Raw genomic sequence first — 16241 nt, 5'->3', positions numbered from 1 at the left:
TAAATTAGGAAATCTCTAATTATAATCTTTTACACAACGAACACTAAATCTATAATATTTTCCATTATAACCAAAATACGCATTATCACTATTCTCATCTAACTTCATAAAATACGCATAGCCGGGGCCTTTTTCTGTAGAACTCCAAAAAAAAGCCGAATTACCTAAACTACCAAAACTACCATCATGGTCTTGATAGCCCGATGGTATAGCACCAAAATCAAACGTATTCTCTCCAGCACCATCACCAAACCAATAATTTGTTGATTTAAGCATTTTCCCAGCCACATGTTTACCACCAACAGAATTAAATAAATCTTCAAAATCTTTTTTGGTTGGTAGACGCCATCCTTGTGAACAAACCAACTTAGCTTCGCTCCAACTATAAAGGTGTCCATAACGTTGGCAATTCTTTACTTCTTTATCATAGCAATAACTATTTCCAATTTTTTCCTTTAGATTTTCAGCCAGCCAACGATGATTACCTATTTTAATTGTCTTATACGCATTACCATCGCGATCTTTATAAGCACCATTTTCTTTTTCATTATACACATACTCAACTGTTTCATGATACTTTAGTGACACAGGAACAGAATCTTTGGAGTTTCCAATTTCAACACGACTACAAATTGAAACCGATTCAAAAAAAGGAGTTTTCCCCCTCATTTTTCCATCAATAAAAACAGGCATAGACAAGGGACCATTTTCATCCATCGCAGAAAGCGATAGTCCGCCCATAGCAGGTTCCATAGCATAATCAAATTTTAATTCACTTCCATTTTTCACAGTCACATCAAAAGACACCGGTTCAAAACAATGATGACGTAAATCAACATGATGCGTCCCAATAGCAAGTCGAATTTTTTTTGATCTATACTCTTTTTTATCAATTATTACAGAAAGGTCCGCAATATCACCACGCCCATTTAAGCGAGGCGCAATTTCAAGTGTTCCAAAATTAGGTATTAAATTAACAACCAAGCGCTGCTCATTACTATTAACATCGATCAACGTATCTAAATCAAGATAAAAATCAAAAGCAAATGAAATATTGTGTTTTCCCTCATCTAACTGCACATTACACGGTGTTGATTTACATTTGGGCCGACCATCAACACTTACCATAGCTCCTTCTGGTTTTGAAAAAAGCTCTATTAAAAACTGACGAGTACCTTTCATACTGAAAGAAGTCCCTTGTTTAAAGCCGGTAATTCCATCACTAAAGGCCCTAGAAGGATTCTTAATTGTAGAAAAAAGTGACGGAGCTTGAAGTTCTATTTCTTTCAACAAGCCTTCAGCATCTTGGCTTTGTGCTGTAAAGCTAGCCATCAACTTACCAGATGCGGTCTCATACAGTTCCACTGTTTCCGTAAATGATTTTCCAAACACACTAATTCTTGCTTGAGCAATAAAATCAGCAGAGATATTTCTACCAGTTTCAACAAGACAAGAGCCTTCGCAATCATCAACCTTTTTACCAGGCGGTAGCATTGCGATAATGTTTTCACGAGTCATGATGGTATAGCCCATATAACTTGGAAGAGAAGTCACTGCAATTTGTCGTAATTTATCTGTTATATACTGACGTTCTGTAAAAGTAAGTGTATTAGGAGCACTCATAGTCTCTAAAACAGCTACAAACGCAGCATAACAATTGAAAGAAAAGAACAAAATAAAAATTAATAGAGATTTCATTTTCCTTCTTATCTTCATCCAAACTATATAAACACCAAAGCAAAATCCCCAATCTTACATTCCTCCCCTATTTCATAAAACATGGTTGAAAATCAACCATGCACATCAGGGAGGGAATGAAAAAAGGTTTTTACTTCTTCTCCACCAGTTCCTTTGCCATCTTCTTTGCGGTCGCAAAGTCAGCCTTTCCAGAACCAAGCTTCGGCATCACTTCTACGTTAAACGCAGCAGACGGAAGCATCAAAGGCGGCATGCCGCTTGCACGCAGTTCCGAAAGCACGTCCTTCGGATCCTTTTCGCCTTGGTACAAAAGAACAATCTTTTCGCCCTTGGTGGCATCCGGGATAGCAGTAACAACGTAATCGCACCCCTGCAACACCGGCGTGTCCTGAATCTTCTTTTCGACGGCGCCGAGACTAATCATTTCACCACCGAGCTTTGCAAAGCGGCTGTAGCGGTCCACAATCGTAAGGAATCCATCTTCATCGAGATAGCCCTTGTCGCCAGTACGGTAATAACGGACACCATCCTTCTGTACAATTACACTCTTTGTACGATCAGGATCATGAAGATAGCCCTTCATCACCTGGCAACCACCAATGAGAATCATACCCGCTTCACCAGTCGGCAAAGTTTCGTTCGTCTCAGGGTCGACAATCAAGAACTGCGTACCCGGAAGAGCTGGGCCCACGGTTCCCGGCTTGTTATTCACCTGCATGGTGGTATAGTCATCAAACAACGTATTTTCGGTATTGACAGACGCCACCGGAGCCGTTTCTGTACAGCCGTAGCCTTCGTAAATTTCCTTACCGAACTTGAGGCGGAATGCATTCGCAAGTTCCGGACGGAGCGCTTCGGCACCAGCAATAATGATACGCACAGACTTAAACATCAACGGATGCACATAACGGCTCACCGTAAATGCACGGAGGAATGTCGGCGTTGCAATCAAGAACGATACCTGGAATTCGGCACAAACGCGAGACATGGTCTTTACGTCGGTCGGGTCTGCCACAGCAACAATCGGGCAACCTTCCGTGAGGTTCAAAAGCGTTGTCACCGTAAGACCAAAGCTATGGAACAGCGGGAGTTCCGAGAGCATCACATCGCCACGGCTCACATTCAAAATACAGGCGAGTTGCTGGATGTTACCCATCAAGTTACGCTGCGTAAGTTCCACACCCTTCGGCGTACCTTCGGAACCAGAGCTGAACACGATACAAGCATTGTCGTCCAAAGAGCGGCGTTTCACGAACACAAAGCGTATCAACCAACTCGGCATAACCATGCAGAGCACGAGGAATGCAGCAATCTTAACCTTCGGGATTTCCTTCATCATGTCTTCGGCGTAAAGCAGACGAACCTTGTCCGAAGCAATCTGCGAATAATCGTTACCACGACCCTTCAACTTTTGAACAAACTGGCGGCTCGTAATCACAGTAGAACATTCTGCACGTTCACAGCAGAACTTCACGTTATCGACAGACGAGGTATAGTTCAAGTTCACGTTCGTCTTGCCCAACACCCAAAGAGCGAGGTTCACAATCACACCGGCAGGGCTCGGCGGAAGCATGATACCCACATTCCGTTCTTGCTTGCCAAGCGTCTTCTTGAGGTAACCGCGGAACGCCATCACAGCACCCATCAACTTGTAACCCGAGAAATGTGCGCCATCCGGACTATAAATTGCAGGGCCGTTTTTCACATATTTCTTGTAAGTGCGGATCCAGCTATCAGCAATCGGGTGCACGAACGACACAGCGTAGTTCCATGCATCAATGGAAATGCGGCGGAGAATCGCACGGATTTCGTTAGGTGGCGTATTTGCAGGAATAGCGCTACCAAAAGCAATCGTCACAGAACGTTCGGCAGAAGCACCAAACATGTTCGAAGAACTGTAACTGTAGTTACTGCCCCACAACCCCTGGATGTAGAAAGGAATCACCTGAGCCTTCGTTCCATCAACAGCAGAGGAATAATCAATCGTAAACGGTTCCACGTGCGGGGACTTGGACACTTCGCCCGACGGGAAAATCACGACAGCCTTACCCGCAAGGAGTGCATCGTGAATCTTGTCCATCGCAATCTTAGGATTGCGGCTATCGATGCGGATCATGCCCAAGCGCTTGAGCACGGCACGCAAATACCATTTGTCGAAATGGTCCTTGTTACTTGCAATGCAAAGCGGACGCGGCGATGCCATCTGCACCATAGCCCAGTCAATAAAGCTGTGGTGGTTACCGACCAAAAGAATCGGGCCTTCGTTCGGGATGTTCTGCACATTCAACACGCGGATTCTGTAGCGGCTAAATACAAAGCGGAGGAGCGTGCGAAGCATGGCCTGCGGCAAGTTGTAAATCGACCAGATAAACACACCGACAGAAATAACAGCAAGGCCAATGAAGTAGTTCTGCGGACGGATATCCGTAGAGCGAACCAACATCGTAAACACGAACAGGAATACCACGAGCACAACGGCCTGGATCAAGTTAGCAAGAGCAATCACAGAACCGGAGTTATTCGGACGCGTGTTATACTGCAAGAGAGCATTCACCGGCACCAAGATGAGACCGCCAAAGAAACCGGTCATAGAATAAAGCACAACGAGAGCAACCGGGTGCACAAGGAACGGCACGAGGAACATGCAAATCGAAGCGCCAAACATGCCAAGAGGCACAAAACCTGATTCGATAAAGTCCTTGGAGAAATGCGCCGCCACAATCGTACCGACCATAAGGCCAATAATCGCAAACGACATGTAATCCTGCATCATGTTCACGGTCGAAGAACCGGAAACGTCCTGATACACAAGAACAAACACCTGAGCCAAAGCCCAGAACATCGAAAGGGCAATGATAGAAGCACGGAGCGTCGGCACGCGGAAACCGAGACTCAAATGGCGTTTAACCTTATCGATGCTTACGTTCGGGTCTTGGTACTTCACGCGAGGAATCATGAAGTTTGCAACCGTACCGAGCACGCTCACCGCAGTGAGAATCCACGGAATCACAACGGACTTGGACGTAATGCGACGCACAGCTTCGTAAGACACGAGCTGGTCAAGATTAATGAGGTTCACACCGACAATTGCAAGCCAAGACGCCGCGATAATACCGCCAATGCTAAAGATTTGGAGGAAAGCGTTTGCATAGCTCAATCTGCGCACTCCAAACATTTCCTTCACAATGGCATACTTAGCCGCACTATGGATTGCAAAACCGCAGCTAAGCCCGATTGAGAGCCAGAATGCGATTCTCGGGTAATCGACAGTCACCAAGACCGACTGCGCTATCACAAATAGCGTCATCACGAGTGACGACCACGCCATCACCTTGTTCTTCGAGAACTTATTGGTGAAGAACCCCGCAAAGAACACCATCAGCACGTATGGCGCGAGGAAGAATATTTGAAGCATGAAGCTCTGCCAGATGATACCGTCTTTCGCAAAGAACGATCCGGAGAGAATCTTTTGAGCGTAAATAAATACACCCGCCTGAACAAAAGCTGTAGCAAGGACAGATAAGAAGAATCTTACAGCACCTTTAACTTTCCACATTTACAAAATCCTCATTCTTTTTGCAAAATGTTATATAGCTAAAAGATAGAAAAATCACCTCATTAGAGCCTCAATATCCTCTACTGTACGCGGAATATGCTCCGAAATATTTTCAAATCCGCTTTTTGTAATAAGTAAATCATCTTCTATGCGTATTCCGATACTTTCACGGTAGCGCACCCCATCAATTGTCGCACTAAAATCACCGTAAAGTCCTGGCTCACAAGAGATTAACATTCCCGGTTTTAGCACCACATCCAATGAGCGGGAGCCCGGGGCGCCTTCGTGAATATGCTCGCCAATAAAGTGGCTCACCCCATGCGGGCGCTTTTCGTAAAGCAACTTGAACGAACCCTTCGCCCCCTTTACGAGTCGACGGTCGAGTTCCATCATGATGAACTCCCAACAAATCATGCCTATTTCCTTGAGCGAAACGCCCGGACGCACCACGCGCTGGTACACCTTCGCAGACTCGATCACGATTTCGTACAACATTTTTTGAAGTGGGTCAAACTTGCCATTTACAGGGATTGTGCGCGAGATATCGCTATGCAAAGTCCCGAACCGCACACCAAAGTCAAAGAGCACAAGTTCACCATCACGCAAAGGCTCGTCGTTTTTCACGTAATGCAAACAGCAGGCATTCTTGCCGCCCGCAATAATTGTCGGGAACGCAAGGTCCCCATCGCCACGGCGCTGCATTTCGTAGTTCAGATAGAGCGCCACATCGCGTTCTGTCTTCATGTTTTTCATCGCAGGCAAAAGCGCACGGAAAGCCTCATCCGTAATCTCTTGCGCCATGTGGGCATCGCCAATTCGTTCCGGTTCTAGCACCAAGCGGTCCTCAAAGTGCATGTCGGCACAGCTATTGACCTTCATCTTATGGCGACGGAGTACGCTTTTCATCTTAAGCATAAACTTTTCGTTGTGGTCGCCCTTGAATTTTTCATAGAAGAAAGCAAAAGCGTGATCCACGGCAGCCTTACCATTCGAATAAGCCGCAGCAAGCGATTCGACAAACGGCCATAAATCATCAACCGGTCGAACATCATCAATCCCCGTCAACCGAGAAACAACATTTTCGCCATCCACAAAACCGAGACGTTTACCGTTCCAGAATTCCTTGAACGGATCTTTTTTAGGTACAAACAGTGTCGTAGAGCTTTTCCGCGGGTCCAAAACCAGAAAACACCCCGCCTGGTTCACGCCGGTCATGTACAAAAAGGCCGGATCCTGCACAAAGCGAGTCCAAGTTTGAACAAAGGCTTCCTCGCCCCCTGGTTCAACAGGCATTCCTGCAAAAACGCAGAACGAATCCAATTTTTTCATCAAAGACAGACGTCTTTTCGCATAAATTTTCTTGGAATCGTAATTTTTAGACGATAAAAAGACCTGAGAATAGGCCTGAACATCGGTTTTTCGTGATTGCATAGTCAATTTTTACCTTTTTTAACATTTTTTCTGCCACAACTATATATATTTTAGCCATCAAAGACTAGAATGGAGCTTAAATAATGTCTCTTAAAAAATGGAAATTAGTTCTCGCCTCTCTTTCTGTAGCACTTTTCACGGCTTGCGCAGGTTCTTCTAACTCGGACAGCGGTGACACTGGCTATACGGGAAGCAACGATTCCTCCACCGAATCCTCTTCTTATACAGGCTACAGTGACAACACTGAATCTGCAAAGCCGGCCGCACCGGTGAAGAAGGAACCGCCCAAGGAAGTCATCAACGAAAAGACTTTGAAGAAGACTCAGGACGAAGCTTCTGCAGCAAACGAAGACAACCACAAGCTCCGCAAGGAAATCTTCGAAGCAAGAACCAAGCTTGGTCTTCCGATTCAGCAACCTTCTACAGATGCAGAGTAGTATAAGGCATTACTCGCTGTCTGACAACCTGAAACGAGTTATTTCAGGCGAACGTGAAACGGTTTTCCGATTACTGGAGAGCCGTTTTTGCGTTGAAATACGCACCCGACTTCCGGGACTCGACATTGTCCCGCTCGAAGATGCTGACATGTCAGGCATACTAGCAGTCCTCGACCAGCTTAAAATCGCCGCGCGCAACGGCGAAGTTTTGGATGCTAAGCAGCTCGAACGCATGCTCGGCCCCAAGGAAGCCCCCTTTACCGAAGCCATCCCCGACAGTCCCATCTTCAGGAACAGGTTCGGGATAAGCGTTTCCGCAAAGACTCCTGCACAGGCCGAACTGGTCAAGGCAGTCGAAACAAACGATATCATCTTTGCGAAAGGCCCTGCCGGCACAGGTAAAACATTCCTCGCTGTAACACTTGCCGTTGCAAGCCTCGAACGCGGTGAAGCCGAACGCATCTGCCTTGTGCGCCCAGCAGTTGAAGCAGGCGAATCGCTCGGATTTTTGCCAGGCGACCTGAAAGAAAAAATTGCGCCTTACCTCCGCCCCATCCACGACAGCCTCTCCGAACTTCTGTCTACAGAAAAGTTGCGCCGTTACGAAGAGACCGGAGCCATCGAAGTCGCACCGCTTGCCTACATGCGTGGACGCACTCTAAAACGGGCATTCATTATCTTGGACGAAGCGCAAAACACGACAACCGCCCAGATGAAGATGTTCCTCACCCGACTCGGCCCCCACAGCAAGGCTATCATCACTGGTGACACAAGCCAAATTGACCTCGCCAAAGGGCAAGTTTCCGGTCTGGAACACGCCATGAGAATTCTCAAGGGGATCCGGGGAATCGCCGAAGTCGAATTTAGCGCCACTGACGTTCTTCGACATCATTTAGTCAAAGACATTTTGCTAGCTTACGAACAGAACGAGCTCAAAAAATAGAAGAGTGTTAAATGAACAAGAAAGAGAAAAAAATTCATCTGTTTATCGGCTGGGTTATTTTAATCCTCATTGCCATTATCTTGTTTCCCGACAAGAATATCGCACTCCGCGCCGAACGCCCGCACCTGGGCCAGCTCAGTACGAGAACGATAGTCGCTCCGTTCAAGTTTGAAGTTCCCAAAACAGAACAGGAAATTCAGAACGAAAAAGCTCGTGCAGCCGAGAAGGTGAATGCCATTTTCGAGTTCAACGCCGATGAAACAACGCGCCTGTTACGCGAACTGGAACAGTACCTCAAAAAACTGGAACAGTACGGCAAGATGCAGTCCGTCATCAGTTCCAGCAAAGACGATGGCAGCGCCTCCATGCAGGAGAAAATCAAGGAAGCCTCCAGCATTTACGACCAGCTCAAACAGCGTCTTTCGATTACAGCTATCAAGCCCTTGAGCACAAACGCAGTCGCACGCGATTCGTTGATGTCCGTATTCTACCAGATGATGCAAAAAGGTGTTTCGAACACGCTCCTTGCAAAAACAGAAACCGAAGTGAACCTGTTCTGCAACAGCTACAACATCAAGCAAATCAAGAATCTCATTTACAACAAGCCGACGATTTCTCTCATCAAGGAAAACGAAGAAAACACGCTGGATATCAACGAAATACAACCCATGCAGCGCCGAATCGACGAAGCGTTCGGTCAATTGCAGAGTTCGTTCTCTACAGAGCAGGGATTGCAGAGCGCTTTCTACGAAGCTCTTTACGTATTTACCAGCCCGAACGTTTTCTATCTCGAAAAAGAAACCGAAGCCCGCAAGCTTGATGCAAGCAACAAGGTCACGCTCATCAAGGGCATGGTTCCCCGCGGCATGGAAATCGTTGCACAAGGCGCACCCATCACCAAGGAAATCCTCGAAAAGATTGACGCACTCCAGCTTGCTCAACAGAACGAAGAAAATTCGAAGATGCTCACCGCTCCTTATGGTAACGTGCTCGTCTTTGTCATTATCATTACGCTGCTCATCATGTTCTGCCTCTACACGCCGACGCGCACCATGTTCAAGACACCGCGCCAGTTGTGGAGCCTTGTATTCTTGACCGTATTGCAGCTCCTTGCATTCTGGATTATCCATAACCTTTCTGGAACACTCAACAGGCCCGACAGCATCCTCCCCGATGCCATCGACTTCATGTGGCTCTACCCCATTACCTTTACGCCCGTGATTGCCGTTGTGCTCTATGATTTCCGCATGGGACTTGCTTTTGCAACATTCTCCGCCGGATTCTATGGAATTTTGAACGGATACGACCTTGCCGCAACGCTCACGAGCCTTCTTGTCAATATCGCAGTCATCGCACCGCTCTTCCGCATGCGTTACCGTGTTCAGTTTGCTTGGAGTATGATTGCAGGTGTCGTTGCAGCAGCAGCATCCATCAGCATAATGCTTCTCCTCCGCAACAGATTCAACTTCGTGACATTCTACCAGACGCTCATCGCAGCAAGCGCAAACATCATCATCTTTACCGCAGTTGCATCAGTGCTCTTGATTCACGTCGTCGAAAAAGTATTCAGCATCACGACAGTGCTTACGCTCATGGAAATGTCCGACTTCAACAGACCTGCACTCAAGCGCATTTCTGAACTTGCACCGGGCACATTCCACCACAGCATTCAAGTTTCAAACCTTGCAGAAGGCGTTGCCGAAAGCATTGGCGCCAATTCGCTCCTAGTCCGCGTCATGGCACTCTACCACGATTTAGGCAAAACAATGCGCCCGGAATACTTCACAGAAAACCAGAAGCAAGGCGTGAACCCGCACAACAACCTTGATCCGTACCAATCCGTAAAAATCCTGACGGGCCACGTCTCTCAAGGCATTTTGCTTGCGAAGGAATACAAGATTCCGGAACTTGTTACTACCGGCATCCAGGAACACCACGGCACGACGCTCATCCAGTATTTCCACCACAAGGCTAAAGAACTCGCTAAGGAAACAGGAAAAGAAGTCAAGGAAGAGGATTTCCGCTACAAGGGCCCGCGTCCACAAAGCATGGAAACAGCAATCCTCATGCTTGCAGACGTTATCGAAGCCACAAGCCGCTCCATGGCAGATACATCTTCCGAAGCTCTTGAATCCATGATCCACAAGACGATTCTCGACAAATTCATGGACGGGCAGTTCAACGAAAGTAATTTGTCCGTAAAGGAACTTTCAAAGCTCGAAGAAGCGTTCTTGCATAGTTTGGACGGAACATACCATACCCGTGTCAAATACCCAGGACAGAGATAATCCGGAATTTGAAATGCATAATTAGGGATTTAGATGCTCGACTTTCTCGAGCATCTTTTTTTTCAAAAAAATTTCACTTTTTTTGCACATGACCCTTGACACTTAATTTAAATCTTTTTATATTTGGGTCGTTCGGTTGAAAGACCTAACAAACAAAAACAAACCACTGGGGTGGTAGCTCAATTTTGGTTAGAGCACCGGCCTGTCACGCCGGAGGTTGCGAGTTCAAGCCTCGTCTATCCCGCGAAAAAGCGCTTCTCTTTGAGAAGCGCTTTTCGTTTGCTGTGCGCACTCACCCTTACTGTCACCCCGCACTCGATGTCTTTGACCACTTAGAGCTTTTGCTCTTATGTGGTCATGATCCGCGAATGGGGACGGGATCACCATACATAGTTCCACACGGCACAAAAGCGATGTCAGCACTTTGTTCCAAACTCCCCAAAAACATACTCAAAAAAATTTCATTTTTTTTTGCAAAAAAGCCCGTTTTCGGTTGACAAGACTTTTAATATTTGTATATTTGGCACGTAATCTTGAGGTTGTAGAAAATGTTAAATAAAAAGAATCTTGTTCTTATAGCTATTGGCATTTTACTACTCGTCATCGGTTTCATTTGCTTGGGCACAGGTCCTGCAGATAATCCAATCAGCCTCTCGGTTGCACCGATTATTTTGACAATTGCTTACGTTGTAATTATTCCGCTTGGAATTCTCTTCAACGGCAAGGAAGAAAAGAAGTAATCATTTGGACGATTAGCTCAGCTGGTTCAGAGCGTCTGCCTTACAAGCAGAATGTCAGCGGTTCGAATCCGTTATCGTCCACTACCGAAGAATCGGAAACGATTTGGGGTGGTAGCTCAATTTTGGTTAGAGCACCGGCCTGTCACGCCGGAGGTTGCGAGTTCAAGCCTCGTCTATCCCGCGAAGAAGTCCTCTCGAAAGAGAGGACTTTTCGTTTGTTTTACGATAGCGAAACAAAAACCGCACTTCTCTTTGAGAAGTGCTTCTTCTTTTTTAGATTGCCGCGCTGCGCTCGCAATGACGACTTAAATCCGAATTCCGGACTCCTAATTCCTAATTGATTTTAAATCTGGAATCCTATCGCAGCGTTCACGTCGATGACAAGACCCTTGTCCATCTCAAAGAATCGATCTTTGCGGTCCGCATCAAAATCACTAGTCCAGACGTAACCTAATCCTACGTCAAGAAACACGGCGAAGCGCCCCAAGAAGCCTTCCCCGCCGTTCAAGACCTTCTTGACGCCACCATTAAGCATAAAGCCGTAAAGCCAACCATCAAAGCCACCATCGCGGTTCGAATGGATATGCAGATGATCCACTAAGAAGCCTACCTGGAAATAGCGCCAACGCTTGCCACCGACACCATACAAACGGAAACTTTCCTGCAAACCGATATCATGAATCTTGTAGCGGTCGCTTTTTCTTTTTCGGTCCACACGCACATAATGCGGCATCGAAATAAGGGAAATTTTTTCCATCAATTTCCATTCCACCGTCAAATAATACAACGGATAATCCGTAAATCCATTCGGTACATTGACGCCACCCCAGAAATGAGAATACGGCACCATAAAGTTAAATGGATGGATATAAATGGTAACCGTCGAATCCATAATCTCTGATTCGTCCTGTCCAGTAGAATCAGATGCAGGCGTTTCCAAAGCAATAGCGTTTTCTTCGGCAGCTTGGGTTTCGTCCTTTTCGACCACTTCCGTTTTTACAGCTTTTTCAGCACTCGCTTTGGGTTGCTTCTTTGCCGGTTTAGCCACACACAATACAGACAAAGCAATCAATAAAAGGACGACTTTTTTCATATGTCAAAGTTAGTTAATTTTCCTCCTTTCATCTTTAAGCCAACGCGTAACATGGAGGCCATTCCATGCTATTGAATTGTGCTTAAAGCCCCGCGCAAACGATATTCCGTAACGAGAAATTTCAAAAGACAGCTGTAACGCCACCGCAAAGTCAGGAAACCGGTATGATGAGCTAATTTCAGCAAATTTCCATCTAAAAACAGTCCCTATGTACAAATAATCAAAATCGCATTCCGCAAAAGCAGCTATGGATTCATCCGAAATCCAATGAACTCCGACCATAGGCGAAACGCCTTCATCCGTATAGCCGCTCAACATTCCTGCCAAATGGATTTCACGCCATCGGTAATCAAGAGCACCCTTAAAACGGTGACGCGCCCAAAAATCCCCGCCAGGAATCCATTCCATATCTACCCCATAGCTAGCACCGATTACAAAACGATTCCACGAACGCGCATACGAAAGTTCCGAGTACAAGTTCCGGTACAAGGAATCCATAGACAGGTACGCGACAAAGGCTCCCACACGATGGTCGTGATTTCCAAATTCAAGCGACATATTCCACGAGGTTTCTTCGACTTCATCCATCCAGTAATACGAAAGCCCGTACGACGGGTCTGCAAAACGAGCCGGTGTCGAATGATAACCACCAAGCCCAACAGGAGAAAGCCCACCCGCAAGGAGAGACGCAAACGAGGCGTGCCCCTCAGCCGCATAGCAAAGCTCAAAGCACCCCAATGCAGCAAGCATCACAACAACTGCCGAAAATACATACAAACGTTTAAGGGCGAACAAGAATACCGACGACATCTTCGTATTCCCCCACAGAAAAAGCGACATAGCCTACACCAACTCCAAGATATTCCTGTGCAGGCACCTTGACCCATTCGTTAGACATTGCAGAAACAACGGATTTCCACACGCGCCGCCCAGCAGAATCCAACAATGCAAGCATCACATCATGCTCGGAATCGACTCGCACACGAAGCGCAGCACCTTTTTTCGAAGCCACCCTCGAAGAAAGTTTATATGTAAGCGGCGCATTTATAGGCACATTTATAGAAGCATTTGTCGAAGTTCGACCTCCACCGATTCCAACACTTTTAGGCTGATACCCTGGCGTAAACTCTCGCTTTCCCGTCAACGGGTTGAATCCCGACGGACAAGAAACCGTTCCTTTGTTCCAAAAAGCACTATCGACAACCTCGTTCCTAAAGCAGAGACGAAGCGAGCCTTCTATGTTATTCAAATACCCTAGCGATACCTGAACCATGTGAATATCGGGAATTCCAAGGACCTCCCGCAAAGCCGCTGTATCCTTGCTCACCAGTAATGTCTGGAATGGCAGAATCGAATCATTTACATTCCCCAAAACGCTACCACGATCGCAAAAGCGGAACTCCTGCAACGGGAGCGTATACGCACTCGCATTATAAAGTTCCACCCACTCCGGCATAGGCTCTTCCGGACATTGATGAATCTCCGTCATGCGGAGCGTTCGCCCCTGCTTGCCCAGTTCACTCACCAAAGCCAAAAGCGAATCTTCTTCAACGCCAAGTTCGTATTCAGGATCGCCAGCACCAAAAGTACCAGCAACAAACACCCATTCATCCGTAAGACCCACGCGCTGAATTGCCTTACCCGGCTTAGGCTGCGGAACCGTCACCGAATCCATGCACACGCCCGACCAAGCCTTCCAGATAGACTCTCTAGAATTCGGGAGCGAGACCTTCCCTAGCATGCCACACGCGACATTCTTTCGCATAGGACACTGCGAGGAATCATGCACCAGCACCAAGCGCTCAGCCTCCGGCCATTCAAATGCCAAGATTTCCTTGTTTTCGAACCGCACAAAAAGCGAATCCGCACGAAATTCATCCAAGCGAATTTCAACGTACTCGCCCTCCTGGTCTGAAACATTTTTAGGATCAGGGAAAAATTCAACAAACTGCGGACATGAAAAAGCCCACGAGAAAAATGCCAAGCCTAACGCCGGCACACAGCAACAATTATTCACGACACCCTCCCTGGGCGCGCCCCTCTAAGCGTAAAACGCTAGCGAGATTTAGTCGACTTCATAGTCGTTAGGGAGAATATAAGGAAGAGGGTTCACCGGCACACCGTTTTTCCAGACCTCATAGTGGAGGTGCGGACCGACGGAACGTCCAGTATTGCCCATATAGCCAAGAATTTGATAACGATGTACAAACTGTCCCGGAGTCACGGCAGACATCTGCATGTGTCCATAACGGGTCTTGAGACCATTGCCATGATTCAGGACTACAAAATTCCCAAAAGAGGAACTCAGCTGGGAAATTTCAACAACGCCATCCGCCGGTGCATAAATCGGAGTCCAGCGGTCATTACCGATATCGATGCCCTGATGCATCTTTCCCTTTTCACCGGTAACCGGATGGATACGCGGCCCAAAGGCAGATGCATAACGCCCCGTGGTCGGCGAAATCGACGGAATGTAGCGTAAAACAGAGCGGCTCTGGTCGATATACTTAGTCAGAGCATTAAAAGATTCTTCGTTATTCTGGATCTGTCCAAAAATACGCCAGACATCTTCGTGCATCTTGGCCGTACGTTCGAACACAGGAGAACTATTGCGCAAAAGCTGGACATTCGGTTCGATATGGCCACCTGTCGAGAGCTTACGGGAAGCTTCATCCGGCAGCGGCAGACCGAGCTTAGCATGGAGCATTTTTTCGGCCTTGAAGAAGTCCTTGGACGTACTGGAAATGTAATCCACGGTATTCTGGATTTGGGTCAGTTCCTTGTTCAGTTTCTGACGACTTGCAAAAGCGTGCTTCAAAAAGCCATCGTAGACAGAGGTCGAAAGGACCTGAACCAAGAAGAGAATAAAACCAACAACAACGACGATTCGCGCTAAAAGCGAACCGCGCAGAATGAACGAAGGCACCTTCACGGTCAACATCCGTGACGATTTCTGGAAATGTATGGAGGCCCTAACGAAATTCATCAAGGGATAATGTAAATAAATGGCACAAAAATTTCAAAGGATTTATCCCTATTTTTTTATTACAAGTCCTGTTTATGCAACAATTTGTCGTTTTTTAGACCTTTTTTCCCGTTATTTTTCATTTACACAAAAATATTCTAAACCGGATTATCCAAGTCAATGAACTTTGACGGAATATTCAGTTCAGCCTGGATTTTTGCAGCAAGTGCGCTTACGCCAAAGATTTCGGTCCTGTGGTGCCCGCAAGATACAAGGTTCACGCCGTTTTCTTGGCAGAGTATAGGAATATCTTCCTTGATACTACCGGTCACATAAGCATCGCAGTTCATTTCCATAGCTTCCCTGACCGCAGATGCGCTACAACCGCCACTGCAAATGGCAACACGCTTAATCTGTTCGGAACCGTAGAAGAATTTATTCTGCACACCATGTTCAAAAGCAGTATCCAAGCAATCCAAGAATTCTTCTCTTGTTGCAGGAGTATTCCATTCGGCAATCACGCCAATAGCCCTCATGCCTTCGTACGCAAATTCACGGACCGGGTTCAAGCCGAGATTCTTGGCGATAACGGCATTGTTTCCAATTTCACGATGGCCATCGAGCGGCAGATGGAAGCCGAACAAAGAAATTCCGTTATTCATAAGCTTGCGAAGACGTGCCCCGAATTTCCCTACCGGGAGCTGGTTTTCGCCTTTCCAAAAGCCATTCGGATGATGAACGATAATGCAATCCGCCTTTTCTTCTATGGCAGCATCGATCAACTGGTCGCGCAGGCTCACGCCCGTCACGATTTTGGTGACTTTATCATTAGCTTCAACACAAAGACCATTAACACAGTAATCATTAAAAGATTTCGGGTCGAGCAGGTCATCAAGCCATGCAGTTATAAAAGGCAAATCCATATTCGCTCCTTGTTAGTCAAGACATCCTGACACCATGCCAGAATTTACTCTCCGCCATCCAACTTTCTATTAGTAGCTATAGGAAATATAAATATATAATTTTAATTTACAACACACCCCCCTATTTTAGAGCGTAAAAAAGCCATTCGGATTATTTTCTCGTTGCC

The 16241-nt window shown here is 46.6% G+C and carries 12 protein-coding genes and 3 tRNA genes; 7 read left to right on the top strand and 8 right to left on the bottom strand.

Annotation, left to right across the window (positions count from 1 at the left end; all coding sequences use genetic code 11):
- Positions 1-15: 15 nt before the first annotated feature.
- From BUA34_RS08740 to BUA34_RS08730, 3 genes are all read right to left on the bottom strand, one after another.
- Entirely contained in the window at positions 16-1698 is a 1683-nt protein-coding gene (locus BUA34_RS08740; protein WP_139255911.1) for an FISUMP domain-containing protein, read from the bottom strand.
- Positions 1699-1828: 130 nt separating this feature from the next.
- The gene (locus tag BUA34_RS08735) at positions 1829-5254 is read right to left on the bottom strand and encodes an MFS transporter (RefSeq protein ID WP_072828418.1); all 3426 of its coding nucleotides are present in this window, start codon (positions 5252-5254) and stop codon (positions 1829-1831) included.
- Between the two features lie 54 nt (positions 5255-5308).
- Entirely contained in the window at positions 5309-6685 is a 1377-nt protein-coding gene (locus BUA34_RS08730; protein ID WP_083579761.1) for an aminopeptidase P family protein, read from the bottom strand.
- Between the two features lie 83 nt (positions 6686-6768).
- On the opposite strand from BUA34_RS08730, the gene BUA34_RS08725 reads away from it, so the two are divergent.
- From BUA34_RS08725 to BUA34_RS08695, 7 genes are all read left to right on the top strand, one after another.
- Positions 6769-7122, top strand: a complete 354-nt coding sequence (locus BUA34_RS08725; protein ID WP_072828416.1) for a hypothetical protein — start codon at positions 6769-6771, stop codon at positions 7120-7122.
- Positions 7123-7270: 148 nt separating this feature from the next.
- A complete protein-coding gene (locus tag BUA34_RS08720) occupies positions 7271-8065 on the top strand; it encodes a PhoH family protein (protein WP_254794398.1) in 795 nt (264 codons plus the stop codon).
- A gap of 11 nt (positions 8066-8076) precedes the next feature.
- The gene (locus tag BUA34_RS08715) at positions 8077-10353 is read left to right on the top strand and encodes an HD family phosphohydrolase (RefSeq protein ID WP_072828412.1); all 2277 of its coding nucleotides are present in this window, start codon (positions 8077-8079) and stop codon (positions 10351-10353) included.
- Positions 10354-10521: 168 nt separating this feature from the next.
- A tRNA-Asp gene (locus BUA34_RS08710) sits at positions 10522-10597 on the top strand.
- Between the two features lie 304 nt (positions 10598-10901).
- Positions 10902-11093 carry a hypothetical protein gene (locus BUA34_RS08705; RefSeq protein WP_072828410.1) on the top strand — a complete coding sequence of 64 codons (192 nt, stop codon included), beginning with the start codon at positions 10902-10904 and terminating at the stop codon, positions 11091-11093.
- Between the two features lie 6 nt (positions 11094-11099).
- Positions 11100-11174: transfer RNA gene (locus BUA34_RS08700), tRNA-Val, on the top strand.
- Between the two features lie 24 nt (positions 11175-11198).
- A tRNA-Asp gene (locus tag BUA34_RS08695) sits at positions 11199-11274 on the top strand.
- Between the two features lie 162 nt (positions 11275-11436).
- On the opposite strand, the gene BUA34_RS08690 is transcribed toward BUA34_RS08695, so the two are convergent.
- From BUA34_RS08690 to BUA34_RS08670, 5 genes are all read right to left on the bottom strand, one after another.
- Entirely contained in the window at positions 11437-12186 is a 750-nt protein-coding gene (locus BUA34_RS08690; protein WP_254794397.1) for a hypothetical protein, read from the bottom strand.
- A 9-nt stretch (positions 12187-12195) separates the two neighbouring features.
- Positions 12196-12996 carry a hypothetical protein gene (locus tag BUA34_RS08685; RefSeq protein WP_072828408.1) on the bottom strand — a complete coding sequence of 267 codons (801 nt, stop codon included), beginning with the start codon at positions 12994-12996 and terminating at the stop codon, positions 12196-12198.
- Positions 12968-14203, bottom strand: a complete 1236-nt coding sequence (locus BUA34_RS08680) for a hypothetical protein (protein WP_072828406.1) — start codon at positions 14201-14203, stop codon at positions 12968-12970. Before BUA34_RS08680 ends, BUA34_RS08685 begins: the two co-directional genes overlap by 29 nt.
- A 48-nt stretch (positions 14204-14251) precedes the next feature.
- On the bottom strand, positions 14252-15172 hold the full coding sequence (locus BUA34_RS08675) for a M23 family metallopeptidase (protein ID WP_072828404.1): 921 nt from the start codon (positions 15170-15172) through the stop codon (positions 14252-14254).
- 137 nt (positions 15173-15309) lie between these two features.
- Entirely contained in the window at positions 15310-16074 is a 765-nt protein-coding gene (locus tag BUA34_RS08670) for a Nif3-like dinuclear metal center hexameric protein (protein WP_072828402.1), read from the bottom strand.
- Positions 16075-16241 lie beyond the last annotated feature (167 nt).

The sequence above is a fragment of the Fibrobacter sp. UWB12 genome, from assembly GCF_900142485.1.
In the GTDB taxonomy this organism is placed as follows: domain Bacteria; phylum Fibrobacterota; class Fibrobacteria; order Fibrobacterales; family Fibrobacteraceae; genus Fibrobacter.
The sequence above is the reverse complement of the archived record's forward strand: the minus strand, read 5'-3'. Positions and strand labels throughout refer to the sequence as shown.